The sequence below is a fragment of the Flavobacterium inviolabile genome (assembly GCF_013389455.1).
GTDB lineage: Bacteria > Bacteroidota > Bacteroidia > Flavobacteriales > Flavobacteriaceae > Flavobacterium > Flavobacterium inviolabile.
On the sequence record NZ_CP058278.1, the window covers coordinates 2,290,748 to 2,315,523 of the forward strand.

At 39.7% G+C, this 24,776-nt stretch carries 16 protein-coding genes; 7 read left to right on the forward strand and 9 right to left on the reverse strand.

The features are described 5' to 3' along the window. The first annotated feature begins 1 nt into the window (after nt 1). Nucleotides 2-493 (forward strand): DUF2271 domain-containing protein, encoded by a 492-nt coding sequence (locus HW120_RS10240; protein WP_177733808.1) that lies wholly within the window; start codon nt 2-4, stop codon nt 491-493. A gap of 11 nt (nt 494-504) precedes the next feature. Further along, a complete protein-coding gene (locus tag HW120_RS10245) occupies nt 505-2,700 on the forward strand; it encodes a PepSY domain-containing protein (RefSeq protein WP_177733809.1) in 2,196 nt (731 codons plus the stop codon). A gap of 67 nt (nt 2,701-2,767) precedes the next feature. Here the strand turns inward: HW120_RS10245 and HW120_RS10250 are convergent, their stop codons facing one another. Both HW120_RS10250 and HW120_RS10255 read right to left on the reverse strand, forming a co-directional pair. After that, nucleotides 2,768-4,012 carry a pyridoxal phosphate-dependent decarboxylase family protein gene (locus HW120_RS10250; protein ID WP_177733810.1) on the reverse strand — a complete coding sequence of 415 codons (1,245 nt, stop codon included), beginning with the start codon at nt 4,010-4,012 and terminating at the stop codon, nt 2,768-2,770. A 395-nt stretch (nt 4,013-4,407) separates the two neighbouring features. Then, on the reverse strand, nt 4,408-5,226 hold the full coding sequence (locus HW120_RS10255; RefSeq protein ID WP_177733811.1) for a hypothetical protein: 819 nt from the start codon (nt 5,224-5,226) through the stop codon (nt 4,408-4,410). Nucleotides 5,227-5,964: 738 nt separating this feature from the next. Between HW120_RS10255 and HW120_RS17740 the strand changes: the two genes are divergently transcribed. From HW120_RS17740 to HW120_RS10270, 3 genes are all read left to right on the forward strand, one after another. Further along, the gene (locus HW120_RS17740; RefSeq protein ID WP_177733812.1) at nt 5,965-9,384 is read left to right on the forward strand and encodes a DUF6443 domain-containing protein; all 3,420 of its coding nucleotides are present in this window, start codon (nt 5,965-5,967) and stop codon (nt 9,382-9,384) included. Nucleotides 9,385-9,475: 91 nt separating this feature from the next. Next, entirely contained in the window at nt 9,476-10,144 is a 669-nt protein-coding gene (locus tag HW120_RS10265) for a toxin-antitoxin system YwqK family antitoxin (protein ID WP_177733813.1), read from the forward strand. A gap of 205 nt (nt 10,145-10,349) precedes the next feature. Next, nucleotides 10,350-11,018, forward strand: coding sequence for a toxin-antitoxin system YwqK family antitoxin (locus HW120_RS10270; protein ID WP_177733814.1), 669 nt, complete (start codon nt 10,350-10,352; stop codon nt 11,016-11,018). Nucleotides 11,019-11,075: 57 nt separating this feature from the next. Here the strand turns inward: HW120_RS10270 and HW120_RS10275 are convergent, their stop codons facing one another. The 6 genes from HW120_RS10275 to HW120_RS10300 all read right to left on the reverse strand — a co-directional run bounded on the left by HW120_RS10275 (nt 11,076) and on the right by HW120_RS10300 (nt 22,265). Continuing rightward, the gene (locus HW120_RS10275) at nt 11,076-11,552 is read right to left on the reverse strand and encodes a hypothetical protein (protein WP_177733816.1); all 477 of its coding nucleotides are present in this window, start codon (nt 11,550-11,552) and stop codon (nt 11,076-11,078) included. Beyond that, nucleotides 11,539-12,345 carry a hypothetical protein gene (locus tag HW120_RS10280; protein ID WP_177733818.1) on the reverse strand — a complete coding sequence of 269 codons (807 nt, stop codon included), beginning with the start codon at nt 12,343-12,345 and terminating at the stop codon, nt 11,539-11,541. The genes HW120_RS10275 and HW120_RS10280 overlap by 14 nt, the downstream gene beginning before the upstream one ends. Before the next feature lie 420 nt (nt 12,346-12,765). After that, complete coding sequence (locus HW120_RS10285; protein WP_177733820.1) at nt 12,766-14,181, reverse strand: SMI1/KNR4 family protein; 1,416 nt, start codon at nt 14,179-14,181, stop codon at nt 12,766-12,768. Between the two features lie 341 nt (nt 14,182-14,522). Further along, nucleotides 14,523-14,741 (reverse strand): hypothetical protein, encoded by a 219-nt coding sequence (locus HW120_RS10290; protein WP_177733822.1) that lies wholly within the window; start codon nt 14,739-14,741, stop codon nt 14,523-14,525. Between the two features lie 18 nt (nt 14,742-14,759). Then, nucleotides 14,760-17,642 (reverse strand): beta strand repeat-containing protein, encoded by a 2,883-nt coding sequence (locus HW120_RS10295; RefSeq protein WP_177733824.1) that lies wholly within the window; start codon nt 17,640-17,642, stop codon nt 14,760-14,762. Nucleotides 17,643-17,858: 216 nt separating this feature from the next. Beyond that, nucleotides 17,859-22,265: a beta strand repeat-containing protein gene (locus HW120_RS10300; RefSeq protein WP_177733826.1), complete on the reverse strand. Its 4,407-nt coding sequence runs from the start codon at nt 22,263-22,265 to the stop codon at nt 17,859-17,861. 432 nt (nt 22,266-22,697) lie between these two features. Between HW120_RS10300 and HW120_RS10305 the strand changes: the two genes are divergently transcribed. After that, on the forward strand, nt 22,698-23,120 hold the full coding sequence (locus tag HW120_RS10305) for a hypothetical protein (RefSeq protein WP_177733828.1): 423 nt from the start codon (nt 22,698-22,700) through the stop codon (nt 23,118-23,120). Between the two features lie 185 nt (nt 23,121-23,305). Here HW120_RS10305 and HW120_RS10310 read toward each other — a convergent pair whose 3' ends face one another. Beyond that, a complete protein-coding gene (locus tag HW120_RS10310) occupies nt 23,306-23,866 on the reverse strand; it encodes a Crp/Fnr family transcriptional regulator (RefSeq protein ID WP_177733831.1) in 561 nt (186 codons plus the stop codon). 277 nt (nt 23,867-24,143) lie between these two features. Here HW120_RS10310 and HW120_RS10315 point away from each other — a divergent pair, with 277 nt between their 5' ends. Then, nucleotides 24,144-24,773 (forward strand): chloramphenicol acetyltransferase, encoded by a 630-nt coding sequence (locus HW120_RS10315; protein WP_177733833.1) that lies wholly within the window; start codon nt 24,144-24,146, stop codon nt 24,771-24,773. The last annotated feature ends 3 nt before the right edge of the window (nt 24,774-24,776 follow it).

The window sequence follows — 24,776 nt, forward strand, 5'->3', positions numbered from 1 at the left end:
AATGAAAAACCTTTATAAAATAGTATTGGTACTGGCGCTGACACTTTGCTCCGGAATGAACATGATGGCGCAGAAAGGCGGTTCTACAAAATACAAATGTATGGTTCAGATGACCAACTATCCGGGTGAAGGTGCCTATATTGTTGTGTCGCTGATTGACCCGAAAGGTGCCTATGAAAAAACACTTTATGTGATGGGATCCGATAAAAAATGGTATAAGGATATTAAAGAATGGTATAAATTCCACTCTAAAAAACCGAGTAACATCAGTGCTATTACAGGTGCTTCCCTTTCCGGAGGAGAACGCAGCGTAACGGTACTGGAACTGGAAGATTCCAAAATCAATTCCGGTTACAGCTTGCGATTTGAAACGGCTGTAGAGAACCAGGAATACAAAGTGAAAGACATCGAATTCCCGCTTACCACGGAAAATGTTTCCGGCAAAAATGACGGTACCGGCTATATCCGTTACGTACGTCTTAGTCCGAATTAATCAAAAGAAATATGACCATTTCAATCTGGAGATACAGCCACTTAACCCTGGCTGTATCTTCTTTTCTCTTTATACTACTGGCTTCCGTTACCGGAATCATACTGGCATTCGAGCCGGTTTCCCAAAAAATACAGCCTTATCGCGCTACGGATTTCAACCAGATCACGGTTGCCGAAATGTTACCCGCTTTAAAAAAATCCCATTCAGAGATAACCGATGTAACGGTGGATGCGAATCAGTTTGTCATTGCCAAAGTGATAGATGATAACGGTAAAAATGCCGAAATATACGTTGACCCGAAAACCGGAAAGGCCATTGGAAAAGTAGCCGAAAAAAATGCTTTTTTCCAATGGGTAACGACTTTACACCGTTCCCTTTTTCTGCATGAAACCGGAAGAATTATTATTGGTATAACCGCCTTTTTGCTGCTGCTGATCGCTACTTCGGGTACCGTACTGGTTATACAGCGCCAGCGTGGGCTTAAACGGTTCTTTACCAAAATTATCAGAGAAGATTTTGCACAGTATTACCACGTGGTGCTGGGGCGTTTGTCCCTGATCCCGATACTGATTATTACGCTTACAGGAACCTATTTGTCGCTGGTTCGCTTTGAACTGTTTCCGGAGCAAAAGATCAGTCATGAGATTGATTTTGATGCGATAAAAACGGAACCGGAGCAAAAGCTTGCTGATTTTTCCATTTTTAAAAATACCCTGCTTTCGGAAGTGGAGCACATTGAGTTTCCTTTTTCGGAAGATACGGAGGATTATTATACGCTGAAACTAAAAGACCGCGAAGTTGTGGTCAACCAGATTACCGGCGATATACTGAGTGAGATTCCATATTCCCGGACAACCGTACTGACCAATCTGAGCCTTACGCTGCATACCGGGCGTGCCAGTGGCATCTGGGCAGTGGTATTGGCAATTGCAGCGGCAAACATTCTTTTCTTTATTTATTCCGGGTTTGTCATTACGTTAAAACGCCGTGGCAATCGCGTGAAAAACAAATACAAAAAAGAAGAGAGTGAATACATCCTGTTGGTAGGATCAGAAAACGGAAGTACATTCCGTTTTGCAAATGCGATACACCAGCAGCTGCTTAAAAACGGAAAGAAATCCCATATAACGGAACTGAACAATTATACGGTTTTCCCAAAAGCGGAACACCTGATTGTGATTACCGCAACTTACGGCTTGGGGAATGCACCTACAAATGCTTCCCGGTTTATAAAATTGCTGGAAAGCAAACCACAGCAGCAGCCGGTACAGTTTTCGGTAGTTGGTTTCGGTTCGCATGCTTATCCGGATTTTTGTCAGTTTGCCTTTGAAGCAAACAATGCCCTGTCTTTACAAAAATGGGCAGCACCGTTTCTGGAAATACATACGGTTAACGATAAATCGCCGGAGGAATTCCGCCAATGGGCGACACTCTGGGCACAGAAATTGGCTATGCCTTTTGAATGGTCACCAAAGCAGTTCCAGACAAAACCAAAGCGTACCGAGAAACTTACGGTTATTGACAAAACAGCGGTTACCCATACAGACGGTGCCTTTTTTATCCGACTGCGTTTTCAGCGTAAAGTAAAATTCACTTCCGGTGATTTACTGGCTATTTATCCGGCAAACGATCACCGCGAAAGACAATACTCTATCGGGAAAGTAAATAACGAAGTGCAATTGAGCGTAAAGCTGCATCAAAACGGTTTGGGTTCCGGTTATTTATACCAGTTGGAACCCGGAGCGACTTTTAATGCGAGTATTGTGCGTAACGAACATTTTCATTTTCCCCGTAAAGCCAATACCGTTATTATGATCTCCAACGGAACGGGTATTGCACCGTTTTTAGGCATGATCGATGAGAATACCAATAATACCGATTGTCATTTGTACTGTGGTTTCCGTGGGGAAACGTCCTTTGCCTTATACCGATCGGGAATTGAAAAAAATATAGCGGAGCAGAAGTTGCAGCAACTGCACATAGCCTATTCCCGTGAAGGGGAGAAGCAGTATGTAAAAGACCTGCTGGCCCGCGATGCAGAGTTTGTTGCCACAACCTTAAAGAACGGCGGTGTTATCATGCTTTGCGGTTCGCTGTCGATGCAGCAGAATATCCTTGAATTGCTGGAAAATATCTGTCAGCAATACCACAATAAAAGCGTTAGCTATTACCAGTCCCACAACCAGTTGCTGATGGACTGTTATTAATATAAAAAAAGCCCGTAAGCATTATGTTTACGGGCTTTTTTAGTATTGGTCTATCGTTTAAAGCAGTTTAAAGGAAAGTGGCATATTCTTTTTGCAGGCAGACTACCAGTTCGCTTAGCTGTTCAATAGTAACATGGTCCATTACGACTACCTTATACCATTTGTTTGAGGTATCGTGTTTTTGCGGAACAAGACTAAAACGGGTGGCAACTGCTTCCGGCAGATAAGCGGCCTGTATGGTCACGATATTCATAAACGGTTCCCGGAAATACGGTATGCCCAGTGTATCCAGTTCTTTACACAGCCAGGCGGTACGCATTTGTAAGATACTCACTTTTTCATGCCAGCCATGTGCACCATAGGTGAATAAAATCATCCATACGGCTATGGCATTGGAACCGGAACGGCTTCCGCAAAGGGTTAAGTCCATACCTTCCACATATTCTGCTTCTCTGGTGAGCACCTGACCGATAAGGCCTTTACGGCAGATAAAAATACCTGTTCCGTATGGCGCCTGCAGCATTTTATGGGCATCAATAGTGATGGAACTAACTTTCGGATGGCTAAAGTCGAGTGTGCTGCCCGGATTGCTAAACGGGTATACAAAACCACCGTAAGCCCCGTCAATATGAAGCCTGAATGGAACCCTGTGGCGTTCTAAAACGGAGATATAAGTTTCCGGATTGTCCACAGAACCGAACATGGTGGTTCCCATATTCACGACAACTATAAAATATTTTTTTCCGTTATTTTTAGCGATATCGATCAGGTCGTCCAATGCAGCGGCATCGACCGTACGGTTTTCAAAACCAACCGGTACTTTTAACCAGTCGATTAGCAGTAAGTTGGATCCTTTCGGGATGGAATAATGGGTGTCTTCGGAAGCCAGTATGGCAATTTCATGTGCCTGAGCACCGAGTTCCTGCATAAAATAGTTGCGGTAAATCCACATTGCCTGAATATTGGCTTCGGTGCCGCCGGGAGCGATATAACCGTCAAAACTGTCCGGAGCCGCTTTAAAGATATCTACCGCAATAACATTCAGCACTTCCCGTTCCATTTCCTGAGTGCCTTTAAATGCTTTTTCGGAAGTTCCGTAGGTATGGCAGCCAATGTGATTCGGATTGGCAACAAACGCCTGTAGCGTAGGAGCATCCTTTAAAAACGGGGCATCATCATAAAATACTTTTCCGTCCAGTTTGGATGCCGGATAGCCCAGGGAGGTATCTGTTGCGAAATTTACATTCTCGGATAGCGCTTTCTGAATTCGCTGCTGGCGCTCTACAGCCGTTAATTTTTTCCAGTAATACATAAACGATCGTCTGTTTTAAATTGGATAACAAAATAACAGACTGTCAATCAGATAAAATATGACAAATGTTAGGTTTTGGGATATATGGGGCGAGAAGTTTGATTTATGAATATCGTAAATTGAACTTTATATTGTGAAGAGGCAAAAGGCAAAGAGCAATAGGTAAAAAGCAAGAAGTAAGATATTTGATATATGAGGTACGAAGTACGATGTAGGACTTCCAAACAACTGAATCGTTGAATTTGTGACCTTCGTATATCAAACTTCGTAAATCTAATATTTGATACACGATATATGAAGTACGAAGTATGATTCAGGTCTTCTAATAACTAAATAGTTGAATTCTTGATTTTCATATATCAAATTTCGTAATTCCTAATTCTTCATTCTATCGCTTAAACCAAGTGTTTGATAATATTCTGCGCAATGGAATAAGGGAAAAAGTCAGCATTTTTGGGTAGGGCTAATTTTAAGATTTCTTCATTGTCGGCGAATTCTGCCTGTAGTAGTTTGTAATCGTGCCGGGTGAATTTTTTCAGGCGTGATTTTGGAAAAATCAGTCCTTCGTTAAGGCGTTTTTGATAGTCCGGTAGTTTGTTTTCAAAATCAAAAGATGTTTCATCCGGATGTAAAATAAATTTTTGCATAATGTCTGCATACTCCAGGATATTAATATAGCGGCGGTTATCAAATTTACCGGGATAAAAATGATTCAGCCATTTTTTAAATGTCTTTTGGTTTTTAAACATCAATTCCTCGCGGGTTTCCTTAATTGAAAACATGATTTTGGAAGCGAAGGTATATTTTAGATAAGCTTTTAAAGCTTCTTTGTCCTGGTTGAATTTTCGTAATATGACCTGTTCAAAAATTTTCAAGAATGCTACGATCCGGTCAAATTTTTCCTGAGTGATATTATTGCTGATAACCCAGTTTTCAATATCCAGATTTACTAACGAATTAAAACCTGTTACCTGCAGCATCAACTCATTTAGAGCCTGCATCTCTTTAACCGGTAAATCCCCGGCAATTTTTTCATTCAGTTTTTCCTGAAATTCAGCTTCCGAACCGGCCGATGCCTGTAATGCTGAAAATACTTCCTGCGCTTTCTCCAGACTCCCGTAGTGGTGACTGTAAAAGGCTTCAAATAATTCCGTGGCAAGTGCGCCGTCCTGATGCATAAGTTCTTGCTCTGCTATTTTAAAAAAGGCTCTCATTTTTAGTGTTTTTAAGCACATAGCAATGAAACCAGGTTCATTGCTATGCTGCCGGAATTAATTTTCTTCTCTGGAATGCCAATATTCCCAATGGTCCGGATTTAACTGATTCGCATGATTGTCCAGTTCCGCCTGATTTAAATACTTTGTTTTCATAGTATAAGGTTTAAGTTATTAATAAAATCTGATTCAGTGATATCCAAATCGAAGACAATATTAGAAACAACAGCAGAACCAAATCCTAAATTTTGACCGTTACTACTTTTTTTACTAAAATAATCAGGAAATTGAAAGAATAGTCGGTTTTGGTGTAATTGTTTTTGGGGAATGAAGGAGGTAAAGGGCAAAAGGCAAAGGGCAAAGGGCAAGAAATAAAAGGCAAGAAGTTAGATATGTGAGGTAGGAAGGATGATACTTGAAGTATGAAGTGAGGTGCGGCATCGTAAATCAAACCTCATATATCTAATATTTGATATGAGATAGTTGAAGTATGAGGTAGGACTTCCAAACAACTAAATTGTTGAATTTTAGATTTTCGTAAATCAAACTTCACACCTCGTAAATTGATAATTAGTCAAAGAGCAAAAGGCAAGTTTTGTATTGTAGCAGCAGATTATCATAATTCCTAACTTTTATTATTTTTTTAGAAAAAAGTTTGTGTTTTAAAAACAATTTTCTATTTTAGTATTCATTAAAATCTCCCCGCCATGTTAACTATAAATCAAAAACCACGTAATTATGAATCGGAAACTACTGTTTATCGGTTTGTTTTGTGTCAATCTACACGCGCAGACCACCACGGAAAACTACACTTCCAAAACGACCTACAGGGAAACGAATAGCGGTCGTCCGCAAACCATCGTTATTTACTATGACGGACTGGGACGACCCATCCAACGGGTTCTAAACAAACAATCGGCCTCGGGTAAAGACATTATTACCCATTATGAATATGAAAATGGCCGGCAGATCAAAGATTATTTATCCTATCCGGCAGCAACCGCCAACAAAAGCTACCAGCCCAATGCCCGAGACGCGACCCTGCTCTACGCTCCTTACCAGCATCAGTCGCCTTTTTCTGAAAAACTACGGGAAGCCTCACCCCTCGGACGGCTGCTCAAACAAGGTGCTCCGGGTACCGACTGGCAGCCTGATTCTACCGCTGATACCGACCACAGCCTGAAATGGCAATATGATACCAATGTAGCCGGTGAAGTTAAAAACTACTTTGCTGCAACCCACCGGAATGAAAGCCAGAACATCTACACGGCTCAATTACAGGATAAAGGATATTACAGCCCGAACCAACTTTATAAAACCGTCATCAAAGACGAAAACTGGACATCCGGAACTAACCACACTACTGAAACCTTTACAGACAAACAGGGGAAACTGATCCTGAAACGCACCTATAACAACGGAGCACACGATATTTATTATGTTTATGACCTGTACGATAACCTGAGCTATGTCCTTCCGCCACTTGCCGCTACCCCGCTCAGTCAGTTAGATGCTCTGTGTTATCAGTACCGTTACGACTCCCGGAACCGCTTAGTAGAAAAGAAACTGCCTGGCAAACAATGGGAATATCTCGTATATGACCAACTGGACCGATTAACCGCTACCGGACCGGCATTTTCACCTTTTGACGGGCAGCAATCCGGCTGGCTGATCACCAAATATGACGGTCAACACCGGGAAGTTTATACCGGCTGGCTTGGCAACAGCCTGAGCCGAAGTCAGCTGCAGGCACAATATACTGCCGCTACAACTAACCAATCCGAACAACGTACCCGGAGCGGCACAACCACCGCGATTGACGGTATTGCGATCGCCTATACCAATACAGCAGTTCCTGCTAACGGTCTCAAACTGCTTACCGTTCACTACTATGACGATTATGATTATCCGGAAGCATCCGCACCACCAGCTCAGCTTGAAGGGCAAACAGTCGCTGCCTCGGTTGTAGGCATGAAAACCGGCAGCTGGATCCGTATCCTGACACAGCTCCAGGAAACGGATCATGAACAGTCCGATATCGCATACGATCAAAAATACCGTCCGGTGCGTACCCGGACGGCCTATCCTTTAGGAGGCTACACCCGGCAGGACAGTAAAATCGACTTTATGGGCAGGATATTGTACACCAAAACCAGCCACCGGAAGAATAGTAATACAAATGTACTGCACCTCACTGACACCTATACCTATACCGATCAGGACCGTCCGCTGACCCATACACACCAGATCAATAATGAACCGCCACAGCTGATTGCCCATAATACCTATGAGGAATTAGGCAAAGTCATAACCAAAAAAGTAGGAGGCGCCGATCTTACCGGTACTGTCGGACTGCAGACAATTGATTACCGCTATAACATTCGCGGCTGGCTGACGGACATAAACAACCATGCTCCGCAGGATAGTCCCGGTTTTCAATTGGGAGAAGGCGACCTGTTTGGCTTTAAGATCAATTACAATCAGGTTACCGAAAGCCGTAACGGTCAGGTCGAATATGCCGAAAACAACCCGAATGCAGCGGTACAGCCGTTATATAACGGCAATATATCGGAAACTTTCTGGAAAAGCCAAAGCGACAACACACTCCGGAAATACGGTTATACCTACGATCCGCTAAACCGGCTGAACAAGGCTTGTTACCAGAAACCGGAAACGCTCAGCCCGGTTACCAATGCTTATAACGAAACGGTAGAGTATGATAAAAACGGCAATATTACCAGCCTGAAACGTAGCGGTAACTTAGATGACCCTGTTTTTACAATGGATATAGACGATCTGAATTATAGCTATACCGGTAACCAGCTGCAGCGGGTGGACGATGCCACTAATAACCCCGAAGGTTTTAAGGATAATGCTTCCGGCAGTACGGCAAACGACTATGCTTATGATGCCAATGGTAACCTGATACAGGACCGGAACAAACAGATCACAAACATCAGCTACAACCATCTGAACCTGCCGTTAGAGATCCGGTTTTCCAACGGAAACAAAATTGCCTATATTTACAATGCTTTGGGCGAAAAGGTACAGAAACGGATCACGGAGGGCGGTCATACCCGTGTGAGGGATTACCGCAGCGGTTTTCATTATGAAGATAATGAACTGAAGTTTTTCCCGCATGCCGAAGGCTATGTGAATGTGAGCGAAGGGGTAGCGTTTAACTATGTTTTTAATTATACGGACCATTTAGGTAACATCCGGCTGAGCTGGGCCTATAACCACAAAAGGGAAGGCTTACAGATTTTAAGGGAAAGCCATTATTATCCGTTTGGACTGGAACACAAAGCCTATAATACCACGGCATTTGTGTTTGGAAAGTCAGCTGCAGCACAACCGGAACTGGTGGAAGAGAACCGGAACACCGCACCGAATTGGTATAAATATAAGTTTAACGGTAAGGAATTACAGGACGAACTGGGATTGAATTTGTATGATTATGGTGCACGGCATTATGATCCGGCATTGGGCAGGTGGCTGAATATTGATCCGCTTGCGGAGCAATCCAAACGATGGACACCGTATAATTATGCATATAACAATCCGGTATTTTTTATTGATCCGGATGGGATGCAGGCGATTAGTACTTCTAATATTTATGATGACCGTATACAGATGACAACGGCGGTGGAGAATGAGAAATATGTGCAGCAGGATAATCAGCCTGTTGAGAATGAACATAATCCCTTTAAAGGCTTGGGGAAAGCGATTAAAGAAACAGTAGTAAGTGATTTAAAAGCGATGAAGCGTTCTATTGTCAGCGGTTTTGAAAAGCTGGAAAAGAATCTTGGCGGTTATGATTTTAGAAGCAGTTTGAAAAACGGAGCTGACTCCGATAAGGAACAAAAACGAAAGGGTGATCGGGAAACAGAAGTGGTTGATGTTACCGGGTTTGATATTGCTTCGGGTTTAAGCAGCAGTATGACAAATAGTAAAATAAAAACATTTGGTGATGTAGCAGGAAAAACTAAGGATGGATTTACTTTGGGGAATAATATAAAGAATGCAAAAGAAATTTATACGCAATCAAATGATTCAGATACTACAACCGTTCATTTTTTTGGTGGGAAGGATGATACTGAGCTAAGAGCTGAAAAATCATTAAATGGTAAAGTTGTAAAAATAGAAATAAACAAATAAAATGATAAAAACTAATATATATATAGTCGTCAGTAATTTTTTTATTTTATTGCTACTATTTTCCTGTAATGATAATCAACAGAAAAAAACAATGAAATACCAATTTTCAGATAATACTGGTTATTCGATAGTTGAATACAGGATTGAAAACGGAGATACCATTGCTGATGGAAAATACTCATATTATGATAATCAGAACAGGTTAAGAAAGACAGGGACATTTGTTGATAATGAGATTTATGGAACCACTAAATTTTATTATGAAAATGGTAATGTAGAGTCTATTCATTTTATTAAGGACAATAAAGATATAGGCGAAGTAACCTGGAATTACCCTGATGGAAAAATTAGAAAATATTCCTTCTACGATGTTTTAGGAAATTTGAACTTCATTGCAAATTATGATAAAGAAGGTACTATGGAGACTTGCAAAGGTCTGATTTTATTTGAAATTTATCAATTTATGCTTAGGAAGCAAAAAAAACCAAAAAGGTATAAAATTGGTGATACGGTTAAATACCAGTTTATGTTTCCGAATATACCCAATACCGAAAGAAAGTTCCATTTTGAGCTGTTAGATTATGACAATTCAAAAATAAAACGGGATGTTACCAAAATAGAACCGGTAACCCTTGATGTTGAAGAGCAGGCTGTCAAAAAAGGAAAGAATACAATTCGTGCCTATATTCAATATAAGTTTAAAGATAAAAGAGAAACTGTTTTATCCGATACCCTCTCTTTTGATTATCATGTAGAATAACATTTTTTTAAATTAGGGTTAACTAACTTTCCTGATCAATGATAAAAAAGGATGGATTATTGTCCATCCTTTTTAATAGAAATCCGATTGATTGGTAAAGTAGTAAAACGGATAAAAAATGATAAAAGCTAAAAACTATATACCAGGTAATTTTTTTATTTTATTACTACTATTTTCCTGTCAGGATAACCAGACAAGGAAAACAATGAAACATTATTACCCGGATAATAGCGGTTATGTAATAGCTGAATATCTGCTTGATAATGGAGACACTATTATTGATGGAAAATGTACATTTTATGATAATCAAAACAGAATAAGAAAGACCGGAACATACGTTGATAATGAGATTTACGGTACCACCAAATTTTATTTTGAAAATGGTAATGTGGAGTCGATTCACTTTGTTAAAAATGATAAAGATATAGGCGAAATAACCTGGAATTACCCGAATGGTAAAATTAGAAAATACGCTTTCTATGATGATTTTGAAAGACCAATTTTCATTGCAAAATATGACAAAGATGGCGTATTGGATGATTGTGAAGGTTTGATTTTATTTGAGATTTATCAATTTAAAATCAGGGCACAAAAAAAACCAAAAAGGTATAAAATTGGTGATACGGTTAAATATCAGTTTATGTTTCCGAATATACCCAATACCGAAAGAAAGTTCCATTTTGAGCTGTTAGATTATGACAATTCAAAGATAAAGCGCACTGTTACCAAAATAGAACCGGTAACCCTTGATGTTGAAGAACAGGCAGTCAAAAAAGGGAAGAATACAATTCGGGCCTACATTCAATATAAGTTTAAAGATAAAAGAGAAACTGTTTTATCCGATACCATTTCTTTTGATTATCTTGTAGAGTAGTTGTATTCCAAAGATGTTTTTGGGAGGTATGAATCGTAATAAAAAGAGATAATTCGATCATTTTATTGATTGACCAGATTTAATAACAAATTTTGAAAATGTAGAAAATAGCAATATAAAAGATCTGAATGATAAAATTGTGAAATATAAAATTGAGGTTTTTAAAAAGTCGATTAATATAAAAGAGTTTTGAAATAATTCAATTGATTTTTTATCATAATCGTTTGAGAATAGGTTAAAAAATATAATTAATCCAATTGTAATGACAAATAAAATCATTGAAGCTTTAAATTTATTGACTAATTCGTGAAGTAATGTTTTTGAATTGTCTTTTTTGTTTTCTTGGTCGTATAGTTTTTTTGAAAATGGAGATGTTGCAATAATTGATAAAGAGGTAATGGTGAAGCCCGTAGTAATAGATAAAAATGTAGCAATTACTTCAAAGGCTTGCTTATTAAAACTAATCTTAATAGATAAATAGAGTATGATTATAAATGATATTATAATACTAAAAATATATTTAAGAGTTCTCACTATTTATTTTTTTTATTAGTTTTTTGTAAACGTCTTCATCTGTAAACATTTCATCATCATTTACTTCTGCTTCAATATCAATTTTTCTTGAAAAGCCTTCAGTATTAAAAAGCATTCCTAAATTGTTTTCGTCTTTTCCTGAAATTACAATACTTTTTAATGAATTTCGTTGTTCAAAAATTGATTTTACCTTTTCGATTAAATAATCTGTTGTTATACGATTATTATACGATAAATTTAATGCAGCTACACTAGCTTCATATCCATTAATTTCTTCAGATAGACTTTGACTCAAAGTCCCCGAATCACTAAACAAATTAGGGACAGCAGAAATTTTTATATTATCAAGTCTTTTTAACATTTTTAAAAATTGTTTTTCATCATAAATTTCTTTAATCACGATTGCTGCTGTTTTAAAATATATGCGAAATAAATCAATTAAAGCAGATCTCTTTTTTGAATTACTAATCCATAAAAAACTTGTATTGAAATCTATAATTGCAAAAGTTTGCTTTGGTTCAACTTGATTTTTCTGTCTTGGATTTGGCTCTTCTTCTTTAGTGTTAAAATTAAAAACATTTGGATTTCTAGGACCAACAGCTCCCTCACCAAAATTCATTTTTAAATAATTATCTTCATACTCAATATTGAAAATTTGAACTTTATTATCATCATTATTGGAATATGAACCAGTAGCTAAATGTTTTTTAAAACTTTCAATTTCTAACTTTTTATTGTTTAAATAAAGAAAAACACCGCTGAAAATTAAAGGTTTATAGTTTGCTTTTTTCATAAATTCGATTCTTTTTAAGAAGATATTTAATTTTATGGGGTACCAGTAATACTTAAGTTTACTTTTGCTTGAAAATATTATTGAGATGTAAATAAACTAAATTTTGATATTTTTTTAGAAGTAAATTTATTAAAATTGTGCCTTTTAAGTGTAAATACGTATTTTTTTAAGTGTAAAAACGGAATAAATTAATAGATATATTTAAAAAACTTAAAAATAGGCTTGTCTTCTATTTTTCGATAATATCCAATTATTAAAGAATGATTAGTATATGCAGCCTAAAGCAAATAATTAATATAAAATGAAAAAAGGTGCTTAATAAATCTTGTAGATTTTAAGCTCAATTTATTTTTAGTGATAATTGATAGAAAAAGTATTTTTATTTTAATAAATTATTTATTCGTAATTTTAAAAAAGCAATTAACTCTGGTCTTTTTTCCAAAATACATACCATTTCTTTTTTGCTGGAACAGTTAGGGAAACCGTATTGTTTTGCATTACAAGTTGTTTAGGATGGTTATATTCTGTAAGTCGGTGATTGAGGTTTACTAAAATAGAATCTTGTTCTTTTGGAAATCTTTGAACAAGATTTTGAAAATGCTCTAATAAGCTATCGTCCTTAACGCCCGATAACGCCTGTAAAGTTGTACGAATAACATGATTTGAACTGTCGTATAAGCCTACTGTAAAAGTACTTAAAAAGTCTTTTTTGTTTTTTAGTTGTCCCAAGGTATAATATGCCTGAATCCGTATGGCTACATTTTCATTTTTTGTAAAAGGCACAATAAGATTTCCGTAATCGTTATTTGTGGCTGTTAAGATATAGGTACAAAAGCGAAAAGTTTCTTCATCCTGAATTGTGTCGATAGTTGCTGTAATAACGTTTAACCATTCCTCACTTTTATCTTTCGCATACCAGAAGATAAACTGAAAAACTGATAGTTGATCTGTTGTCACAAGAGTTTCCAGATGTGGTTTGGCTTTTTCATAATCCGATTTGCAAATCAGTTGAACGAATGCCGTCTTTTGCTCGGGATTACTCGTTATATGATTTTCGATTTGCATTAGGGTCTGATCCTGAAGTCTATTTTTTTGAAGCAGTCCCTGTAAGCAATCTTTTTTTTCTTCTGTGTCAGCTGAACTTAAGTAAGCATTCCAGAGTACTTCCTCGGAGCCACCTTTATAAAAACCAAAAGAATAGTGACTATTGGCTATGAGTTCACCAGAAATGACTTCGTCAAGCCATCGTTCATACCAGTCTAAAAAATTGTCTTCAAAGCTAAAATACGGCTTTTGCCTGTTTGCATCGAGATTAATAATTCTACCTTTATGTTGTCCATTAAGTACCAAACCATGAATATAGGTACAGCCCTGTGAACCGATTGGTAGGATACCGCCGAATATTTTCCCGAGTTCAATTTCATAATCTATATCACTAATACTGTCATTTTCGTCTATATTTTTGGTAAGTGCGTACCAGTCATTGTCAGTTATTTTGGGATAAATAAGACAGTTGTTCTTTAAATACTTTTCGGGCTTTTCCTCGATTAGCTCATCCACATTTTCTCCAAACGGATAAATCCCATAATAAGGTCCTGGTGCCGCATTAGCATATCCGACTCCGGAGTTACCGACCTCAGTTATGAATGTACGGTAACATTCCGGCAGTTGTATTGTAAACTGTTGCTCAAACTTTAAAACTGTTGCTTCCGTTACAGGTTTTTTTATTTTGTATTTATGACTGTCTGCACCAAATACTTGTAATTTTGTATCAGTTTTTTGAGCCGTAATAAGTTTTGTTTGTATTCGCTGTATCTGGTCGCTGTAGTCTGTCATAATAGAATCTCTTAAAGTAGATATTAATACAAAGAAAAGAGAATTCCGTATGCAAGTAAACAGGATAAGATAAAAATGAAGAATATGTATGAGGTATAAGAAAAAACTAAACTTTAAATATGCAATTAGCAAAGAGCAAGATGTTAATAATAATAGTAATATTTGATATAAGATATATGAGGTACGATGTAAGTCTTCTAACAACCAAATAGTTGAATTCTTGACTTTCGTATATCAACCTTCATAAATCTAATATTTGATATATCGTAATTCCTAATTCTTTTTTTATATAGCAAAACCCGACTAAACAGCCGGGTTTTGGATTATGATAATCTTAGCAATTATTTTTTAAGCTGTAGCTTTCGGAAATAGTAGAAAGCAAAGGCAATACCCATTAACAGCAGCCAGATCATTTGGGTGTTGATAGGGACTATGGGATCTTCAACGGTACCGCCGTCGTCAAATCCGTTTCCGGGATCTTCGTCGTCCTGAGCAAACAGTACAAAATCGCTTAGCAATAGTACCGTAAAAAAGTATATTTTTATTAGTTTGGATGTCATGATAAGTGGATTCAAAAATTAATAAATTATTTTCTTGCTAACGGTAGTATTTGCCGCTGTAACCAGCTGTACGATCAATACCTGCTGACTAACGTTAAGATTGCTGATAACGGCTTCTGTGGCATCTACGTTGTTTTGCTCGTAAACCAGTCGGCCGCTGATGTCGAATATTTTAATACCGGACAATATCGTGTTACCGCTATTGATGTGTAAAGCATGATTTTGTTTGTACACCACCACCTGGTTTGCATCAAAATCGGGAGTGCTTAAAACGCTGTTCTCATAAACGATTTCAAAACGGTTTTCAAAAGTTCCGGCTTCGGTTGTAAACGCGTAGCTGCCGGACTTCAAATCGTGGATTGTATTTAGGGTTTTATCTTTCAGGTAAATATTCTGATTGCTGAACAGTCCTTCAAAATTGTTTAACGACAATGTTATGTTTCCGCCATTGACAGCCTTATAGCTTACCGGAACAACATCCTGTACGCTGAATCCGGCTCTTGCCTGAATGGCTAATTTGGTATTGTCCGCTTTCGTATAGATGGCAAGGTCACCATCGTTTAACAGCAATCCGTCCCAGCCGTAATCAAGATTATTGGTCGTAACGTTTGTATAACCGATAACCGTTTGGCCGAAAGCATTGGCATTGTCCGAAAGGTTTAACGAAAACCGGGAGATTTCCGGCTCAACCGGAGAGGCAGTCGCAGCAGTTTTAAAGAACTGGTTGTTGTTTGCTGCCCGGCGCATCGTATTGTTAAAAACAAGACTGGTAGCTGCCGGTGCTGCTTTGACAAAGAATCCCTGTCCGGTATTGATTGTCCACTGGGCAGTATTGCCGGCAAAAACAGCCGATCCGGTATCTCCGCCCGCTGCGGTATTGGCATTATAAGCCAGTTTTGTTATCGTAGCATAAGTAGTTTCGGCAGGATTGTTCGTTTTTCTCCAGAAGTAAAGCGTACCGTTGTCCAGGTTTCCGGCATTGGCATCGATAAAATCCCAGATGTTAATTGGTGACGGATACGGGTTTCCTACAGCGTTATAACGGTTTCCGCCAGTGCTTAGAGGAAGGGTAACAGCCCCGTTGTTTGGTGTTCCGGTAAACAATCCGTTAAAAGTGGTTGTTTGTCCGGCTGGAAGTCCGTCCGGCATGCGGATAAGATAGCCTTTTGCGGCTGTAAATGTAACCGCATTCGGATTACTGCCGAATATTCCGGTAGTACTGGTGTAATTGCTATAGGCATTCTGAGCTGTATTGTACACATAGAAACGCTCATCCAGCGTATTCGGGGAGAATGCTTTTAATGTCTGCGTTCCGGTAGTAGGAGCGGACCAGATCGTATAATCCAGGTTGTATAATGAAGAACTGTTGCGGTGTATGTTTACGGTACCCTGGTTTACAACATTGTTTTGCTGTATCAGGTTACTGTTGTTTTCGAACGTAACGGTACCGCCGTTAGCCACGGTTAAGGCATCGGTAAGATTCAGGTTGCTACCGCCGGTTACAACCAGTGTGGCTCCGGTATTAACGGTAAGTGCGGCTGCATTGGCTGTTATATTCCCGGAAACAATTGCCGGATTGGCTACCTGGGCAATAACGGCTGCCATTGCTCCGGTAGGAACAACACCGCAGGACCAGTTGGCTGCAGTATTCCAGTCACTATTGGTGGTGCCTGTCCAGGTATTGCTGGACACATTAATTGCACTGCCGTTGTCGTTTGCACTGAATGTCAGGACACTGCTGTTCGATACCTGAAGCATACGAACCTTATAATTACCCGGTGCTAAACCGGCTGGAAAAGAAGCGGTTACAGGACTTAAAGTTCCTGTTCCGATAATGTTAGTTTGTGTATTGGTAAAGATACCATTGGCATCTGAAATTTGTACATGAAAATCAGTATTGTCAAATGTGCCCTGAGTTGTAAAAGCAACGCTTAAAGTATTGGCAATTCCGTTGCAAAAAGGACCGTATGAATGGGTAGTTGTTGTCAGACTTGGCGGCAATACTCCCGTACCGGTTAATGCAATGGTTTTATTTGTCGCTCCGGCAGCACTCAAAGTCACTGTAGCGGACTGCGATCCGGTTACTGTCGGGCTGAAGCGCACATAAACCGTTCCGCCGGCAGCAGCTAAATTAAAGCTTGAAGCAAAGCCGGTTGTACTATTGTTACTCACCTGGTAAGGAGCAGGAACAGTTACAGCTATACTACCGCTGATACCGGTACCGCTTACTGTAAAACTTTTGGAAACGGAATTGGTATTGGTAGTCACATTTCCGAAGGCTAAAGATGTTGGAGAAGGGGTATTGATTACGGCGGAGGATACTGTACCGCTGAAAACAAAATCATTGATACTGGCAGTCCCTGTTCCGCCATTGGCTTTATAATAGTATACACGGAAAGTGATGGCCGAAGCAATATTCTGGTAAGCCGCATCGGTTAACGTAATCGTTGATGTATTGGCAGCTGTTCCGATTGTAAAAACCGCCCCGATGGTTGCCGAATAATTGTCCAAGCTGGATTTTACAATCCCCGATACCGGTCCGGTGTTGGAACGCTGTGTTGTAAAGGCAAAACTGCTAAAGTTGATTTTAGCACTGCCCACCGGTGTTAAGGTAAACGAAAAATAATCGTTGGCATCTATACTTGCAGAGGTCGTGAAACCCGTCGCATTATACCGGTCTGCGCCGGCATTGGCACTAATACCGGAACCTCTTCCGATACCGCTTACGGTAATATCAGAATCGTTCACGTCTCCGCTGGTAAACGGATTGGCAGTGGCAGGATTGGTACCGTCAATAGTGTTGGTCCAGATCGATTGCCCTTGCGAAGTACCGATGGTCATCAATACCATAAAGAGCAGAAAGTCACGTAAAAATTTTTGAGGGAAAAATTTCATCATCATTTTTTTAGTTAGTTTTCATTTATATAAGTGTCATTGATTACAAAGGTTGGGTTTAAATAACAAGTTGTCAAAGGATTAAGGTTGTATTACTGTAAGCTAACTGTTATAACTTTCCTAACTAAAGGTTAACTGTTTAAACTTTATGTAAAGAGAAAAAAGCAAAAAAAATGCCTCTTCCGGAGAAGAGGCATTGTAAATAAAGGGGTAAAGAAAGGATTAGTATACCATTTTTTTCGTCACTGTTTCATTAGCAGCTGTAATGATTTTAACGATGATTACCTGGTTGGAACTGTTCAGGTTTGTGATTATTACTTCCTGTGAGTTGAATTTGTCGGAAGCATATAAAACTTTTCCGGACATATCATATACTACAACCGACTGAATAGCATCATTAGATGACGTCAGGTTTAAAACACCATTTTGGTTGAAAGCATTCACCTTGTTAACCAATTCGTTATTAACAGCTGTTTTAGCGCTGAAAGCAGCAGTAGTTACCGCAATAGTATTCGAGTTGTCGCTGGTATTACCGGCAACGGCTCTTACTCTGTAGTAATAGTTGGTATTGGCTGTTAATCCGGTAACGTTAAGATTTGTACCGTTAACGGTTACATTTTCGTATCCCGGAACAAAAGAAGCCGTTAATCCGGAGTAGGTGTGTGAACCTAAATTGCTCACATCATTTGTGTCCAATACGGTCCATTCTGTAGCCAAAGTTGGGAAACCGGCTGTAGGATTTACGGTAACACCTCCCGTTACTGACGCTTTTCTAACCAATGTTTTGTCAACGGTAGTAATTCCGGTTGCCGTCCAGGCAGTACCCGGATTTTCACCGATTCTTCCGATGATGTCTACGTTTGAAGCAGTCGATATTTTGTATAAAGCAACCGCATCGTTACCGTTAAAGTTAACAGAAGCCACTACAGTAGCTGTTCCGGTATAAATAGTAGCCGCAGCATTTCTCAATACGATAGTAGCACCATTGGCTAAAGTACCGGATAACTGTACGTCATTTGCAGAACCGGCAGCCGAAGTACTTCCGTTAGAATACAAACGTACTCTGTAGTCTGATAAATCAACAGCAGCACCGGTACCATTATAGATTTCCACATATTTGTTAGTGCCTGTTCCTTCCACATATTCTGAGAAGAATAAATCTGAAGCAGGAGCAGCCGTTCCGAATGTAGGCGACTGGCTTACATCCACACGGTAATCCACAGCTCCTTCCGAAGCATCCCAGTTTGCTGTAAAGCTCACGTTGGTAATAGCTGTAGCGGCAGTTGCCACCGGAGCAATAACCGGATCGGTTGTGAACGTTAAAGCAGCACCGTAGCTGATACCACCGTTGTTAACGCTGTATGCTCTGGTATAGTAAAGTGTTTCTCCGATTAAACCGGAAATAGAAAGCACATACGTTCCGGCACCTGTTCCGGCATCGGTAACTTTTGTAACACCGATTCCGTCAATTTCCGGATCAGCAGTAAGGCTGTAAACAATTCCTCTTTCGGTTACTGTAGAACAACCCTGTACGGTAACTTCCGCAGTAACTTTAGCCGTTGAAGCGCTTAATACTTCGGCAGCAGTAGTGTTAACCGTTGCGACAGTGCTCACTCCGTTTCCGGAAGCTAATGTAAATGTTTCGGTACCACCGCCAATGATGGTTACATCACCGTTATAAGTAAGGGCGTCTGTAGGCTCAAAACGTACAAAAACATCCTGTGTAAAAGTACCACCTGCCTGAGTAAGGCTAACAGAAGCGGTAAAAGGACCGGTAGCCGAGGTAGCATAGGTAAAACCATCTGTAGGACCTACAACGATAGCATCGGTAGTAAGGTTGATACCGGATATGGTAATCGTGTTTATGCTGCTTAAAGCATTGGCGCACACATCGCCGAAAGGCGCTAATTCAGTAACCGTAAGCGTTGGTTGTGTATTAACAATAGTCGCTACTTCGATAGTGTTCGAGTTGTCGCTGGTGTTTCCGGCAACGGCTCTGACTCTGTAATAGTAAGTCGTAACCGGTACAAGACCAGTAACGTCTAAAGAAGTACCGTTAACGGTTACATTTTCATAACCGGCAACAAAAGAAGGTGTTAACCCGGCGAAAGTATGCGAACCTAAATCGCTCACATCGTTAGTGTTTAATACAGTCCATTCTGTTTCCAATGTAGGGAAACCGGCAACTGGATTTACCGTAACACCGCTGGCAACAGCCGGTTTACGTACTAATGTTTTGTCAACTGTAGAACTGGCAGCAGTTGTCCAGGCAGTACCCGGATTTTCACCGATTCTTCCGATGATATCCACGTTTGAAGCAGCCGATATTTTATATAAAGCAACGGCATCATTACCGTTAAAGTTAACAGAAGCCACTACAGTAGCTGTTCCGGTATAAATAGTAGCCGCAGCATTTTTCAATACGATAGTAGCACCATTGGCTAAAGTACCGGATAACTGTACATCATTTGCAGAGCCGGAAGCCGATGTGCTACCGTTAGAATATAAACGTACTCTGTAATCGGATAGATTAACAGCAGCACCTGTACCATTGTAAATTTCAACATATTTATTGGAAGCAGTACCTTCTACATATTCCGAGAAAAATAGATCGGTAGCCGCTGATGAGGTTCCGAATGTAGGCGACTGGCTTACATCCACACGGTAATCCACAGCGCCTTCAGAAGCATCCCAGTTAGCAGTAAAGCTATTGTGTGTAATTGCTGTAGCAGCAGTAGCTACAGGAGCCATAACAGGAAGTGTTGTAAACGTTAAAACAGTACCATAGCTCACGCCGGCAGCTGTAATACTATATGCTTTAGTATAATAAAGTGTTCCTCCGATCAAACCGGATAAAGTAGTTGTATAATTACCAATTCCTGCTCCGGCATTGCTTACTTTAACAACATTTGTTCCTCCGATTACCGGATTGGCAGTAGTACTGTAAACAATTCCTCTTTCGGTTACGGCAGCACATCCTTCGGCGCTAACTTCCGCAGTAACTTTTGCAGTTGATGGTGTTAAAGCACCGGCTTCAACAGTAGTAACCGATGATAAGGTATTGATCCCTGTTCCGGAAGCGGCAACAGTAAGGGCTGAAGCACCACCACCAATTACGGTAATGTTTCCACTATAGGCAATAGCAGCAGTTGGTTCAAAACGAACGTATACGGTAGCGTTAAAAGTACCTCCGGCCTGGGAAAGTGATAAAGACGGTGTAAAGGTTCCGGTAGCCGTTTCAGAAAAAGTATAACCTGCCAAAGGACCTACTACAACAGCATCCGTAGTAAGGTTGATTCCGCTCACAGAAAATGATTGTACATCAGAGGACTGAAGCACACAAACGGATCCGAACGGACGTAGGGTACCAACAGCCAACGTTGGTAATGTATTTACTAATGTTGTTCCGGAAACAGCATCGCTAAAAGCTGTTTCTACAGCCGGAGTAGCCGCGTTTCTCGCTTTAGTGATAAATGTATATGCGGTATTGTCTGTAAGACCGGTTACGGTTACAGTTCCCCACTGTGCAGCTGTCTGCCATACAGCGTTTACGCCTAAAGTACCGTTTGCCTGTATATAACTTCCGGAAGCCTCACGGATAGCATAGGTAGTGGCAGCAGGATTGCTGTTTTGTGTAGTGGCAGTAATCGTAATATCTAAAGTAGTGATAGCAGGATTGCCAACAGTCAGTAATCCCGGTACATTTGCTAATGTATAAAAACTGGAATTGTTTCCGTTTGTTGTTGTAGCAGCAGTTCCGGCAGCTCTGAAGTTGTATAAAGTATTTGGTGCTAGCGAATTTACCACAGCACTAACAGCCGTAACAGAAGTTCCGCTTACTGTAGCCGGTGTTGCCGCAATACTGTTTCCGTAGGCAGTAGTAGCACCCCAGTTGAATAGGGCAGAAACAGTCTGGTTGTTTGCATTGATTGTTCCGTTTAAAGTAGCCGATGAAGCCGTAATAGCATTAGCCGCTACAGTAGTTACCATAGGCGCATCTGCTCCCCAGGAAAGCACAACGTTATCCAATGCGATACCGTCACGACTGCCGGTTCCGCTGATTTCGTCGTAGCTCCAACGGATCCATACGTTACCGCTGGTATTGTCAATAGCGGAAAGGTTAATATTCGTATAAGCAGTAGTTGTACCTTCTGCAAGGTTTCCTGAAGCATAAGCACCACCGCTAACAGCTGTAAAACCGCTGGTTGCAGAGGTCGTACTGATTTCAAGATTGAAAGAATTACTTCTTGCCTGTTCTCTTATTTTGATAACGTCATACGAAATCTTTAAACCCGTTTTACTGGCTGTATTGGTTAATCGCAATACTATGGAACCCGGTGAAAAAGCACTACCGGATCCTAAGATCCCGATTTTTGATGCATAATTATAATTGGCACCCGATGTAGAAGCAGCATTACCCACAATCATCGCATTGTCCACAGCAGTACCGTTATAGGAAGACCATCCTGTAGGATAAGCCGTTCCGGAAGCACCCGGTGTGGTGTTGAAATTTTCCGAATAAGGGGAAGTGCCCGGTAACGTAACCTGACCCCACATCGCTGAGCCGACCAGTAAGGTCGTCAAAAGCAGACATGCATTACTGAATGTCCTGTGTAATTGTTTTTTCATAATTAAAAGTTTTTTGGTTCTAACATTGATAATCAATGCTATACAAACTTAAAAGGTCGGTGTTAAAAATTCCGGATTCCAAGATTGTGTTATAGTAAGCTATAGGTTATTCTTTATTAAACAGAATGTTACCGATTTAAAATATTTGTTAATTGCGAATGTTTGAAATGGAACGACAAGCAAAAAGTAAATAAGTTTTAAAGGCGCTGCCGTCGATTGTGTAATTCTTAACATGGTTTTTGGGATGTTAAGAATTCGATACTGCAAATTGAGAAGTATTGGTAACGGATTCTGAAAATACTCCTGAAAGAATTGTCATATAAATACCGAAACGATTTGAAATAGTGTAAAAAATGACGAAATGCCGGTATTTTTAAATATTTGATAATGAATAATGTAGTATATTTAGTTTCTGATTAAATAACATGATTTATGAAAAAAACACAACTGCTTTTATTTGTTATGCTATTGGTGGTGGGGTCATTTAGTGCCTTTTCACAGGAAAAAACAGGGAAAGTTGTCTTTATCCGCTATACCGGAGAACAAGGCGCTTTAGTGAACGACAAAGTATATATTGACGGTAAGCTGACCTGTAAATTAAAGAATAACCGGTTTTCGTCCCATGACGTTCCGGTAGGGGAGCATCAGCTTACCACACGTAGCGGCGGACTGCCCGCCGGTAAAATGGATCCGTTAACGATCACGGTAGTTGAAGGCAAAACCAATTATGTCGAATTGGTAACGACAACCACCGGAATGGGATCTGCAAAACTCTATTGCCAGGAAGTAACGGAAAATTCCGCTCAGGTCTTACTGAAAAAAGTAAAACAAGAAACAGACTGTCACGTGAAATAATCGCTTGGCAGGCATTTGCACCGCTTTATCCCGGATCTGAATCACAGCTCCGGGATTTTTGTTTATAGGGTGAATATTAAAGTATTTGCGATACCGGATTGCCAAAACCCGGCGATTGTATTTTGTTGTGATTCCTACTGTGTAACTTCTACCTTATATAGTAGTGTTCGTTTTATAAAACACATTTAAAGTTCTTTTAAGGCACGGTTTAAACTCCGCGTGGTAATGCCCAGGTAGGCTGCCATATCTTCTTTTGAAATAATAATGTCCTGTTTGGCTTGCAGTTCCAGTATTTTCCGCAATCCGTATTCTATTGTATACAATTGTTGTGAGGAAGCCCTGCTGCTGGTATTGATGATCCGTTCGGCTAATTCTTCCAGTATTAGCCGGTTAAAATTGGCATCCTGTTTCAGTAAATTTCTAAAAAGAGCCACCGGTATAGCATAGGCTTTTACAGCCGTAATGGCCTCTACATTACAAAGACAGTTGCTATTTTTGATCACTTCAATTTCGCCAACAATTTCCCCTTCACTCATAAATTCCAGGATATAGTCCTTACCGTTTTCTTCCCGGAAAAAACACTTGATAATACCTTCTTTCAGTATAAAAACTTTCGATGCTTTTCCGTCCTGATGTAACAGGAGTTCTCCTTTTGAAAAGGTAGTTAGTACTATGTCTTCCGAATGCGGATGCTTTTCATAGAGGGCTTCTGTAAAAGATAAAAATGAAAGGTTGGTTCGTAACATATTTTTAGTGCCGGGACAAATGTCCTTTTTTTAAGGTGTGGGTATGCGCGAATTTTGCACTTTAAAAATACAAAAATAAGAAGAAAGAGTGATTGATAAAAGGTAATTAGCAAAGGGCAAAGGGCAAGAGGTAATTAGCAAGGGGCAAGAGGCAAAAAAGAATTACAAATTATAATGTATGCTATTTCAATATAGATAAAAGGCAAAGTATTGAAAGGGCAGTTATCAAATAAACAAAAATAAATCCCATACCCATAAATTCACAAAAAACACATATATGAAAGAAATAAACTTATCAGACTGGAAACGCAAAGATCATTATGCTTTTTTCTCACAATTTGAAGAACCATTTTTTGGGGTAACCTTAAAGATCGATTGTACACAGGCTTATGATTTTGCTAAAGAGCAGGAACAGTCGTTTTTCTTATTGTATCTTTATCGTGCTTTAAAAGCAGCCAACAGTATTGAAGAATTCCGTTACCGTATTGTCGATAAAAAAGTAGTACTGTTTGATACGGTTACTGCATCGGCAACAATTAACCGTCCGGATGGAACCTTCGGATTTTCCTATATGGATTATCACGAGGATGAAAAAGTATTTCAGGAAAAAGCGTCAGAAGAAATGGATGCAGTACGAAACAGTACCGGATTGGTACCGGCCGTTTCCGGTGAAAATGTTATTCACTGTTCGGCAGCACCCTGGCTGGATTTTACAGCATTGTCACATGCCAGAAGTTTTACGTTTCCGGACAGCAGTCCGAAAATTTCTTTTGGAAAATGGACGGAAGAAAATGGCGTTAAAACAATGCCGGTTTCCATTCACGCACATCACGGTTTGATGGATGGTTACCATATCGGGCTTTTTATTGAAGCATTCCAGCACTTAATGAACACGATTAAAAATTAAACA

Bases quoted from the DNA above. Each gene is read 5' to 3' on its own strand.
- HW120_RS10255 (WP_177733811.1), bottom strand. From the start codon at position 5,226: ATGAGAGCCTTTTTTAAAATAGCAGAGCAAGAACTTATGCATCAGGAC.
- HW120_RS10285 (WP_177733820.1), bottom strand. From the start codon at position 14,181: ATGACAGACTACAGCGACCAGATACAGCGAATACAAACAAAACTTATT.
- HW120_RS10295 (WP_177733824.1), bottom strand. From the start codon at position 17,642: ATGATGATGAAATTTTTCCCTCAAAAATTTTTACGTGACTTTCTGCTC.
- HW120_RS10240 (WP_177733808.1), top strand. From the start codon at position 2: ATGAAAAACCTTTATAAAATAGTATTGGTACTGGCGCTGACACTTTGC.
- HW120_RS10305 (WP_177733828.1), top strand. From the start codon at position 22,698: ATGAAAAAAACACAACTGCTTTTATTTGTTATGCTATTGGTGGTGGGG.
- HW120_RS10280 (WP_177733818.1), bottom strand. From the start codon at position 12,345: ATGAAAAAAGCAAACTATAAACCTTTAATTTTCAGCGGTGTTTTTCTT.
- HW120_RS10300 (WP_177733826.1), bottom strand. From the start codon at position 22,265: ATGAAAAAACAATTACACAGGACATTCAGTAATGCATGTCTGCTTTTG.
- HW120_RS10265 (WP_177733813.1), top strand. From the start codon at position 9,476: ATGAAATACCAATTTTCAGATAATACTGGTTATTCGATAGTTGAATAC.
- HW120_RS10315 (WP_177733833.1), top strand. From the start codon at position 24,144: ATGAAAGAAATAAACTTATCAGACTGGAAACGCAAAGATCATTATGCT.
- HW120_RS10245 (WP_177733809.1), top strand. From the start codon at position 505: ATGACCATTTCAATCTGGAGATACAGCCACTTAACCCTGGCTGTATCT.
- HW120_RS10310 (WP_177733831.1), bottom strand. From the start codon at position 23,866: ATGTTACGAACCAACCTTTCATTTTTATCTTTTACAGAAGCCCTCTAT.
- HW120_RS17740 (WP_177733812.1), top strand. From the start codon at position 5,965: ATGAATCGGAAACTACTGTTTATCGGTTTGTTTTGTGTCAATCTACAC.
- HW120_RS10290 (WP_177733822.1), bottom strand. From the start codon at position 14,741: ATGACATCCAAACTAATAAAAATATACTTTTTTACGGTACTATTGCTA.
- HW120_RS10270 (WP_177733814.1), top strand. From the start codon at position 10,350: ATGAAACATTATTACCCGGATAATAGCGGTTATGTAATAGCTGAATAT.
- HW120_RS10250 (WP_177733810.1), bottom strand. From the start codon at position 4,012: ATGTATTACTGGAAAAAATTAACGGCTGTAGAGCGCCAGCAGCGAATT.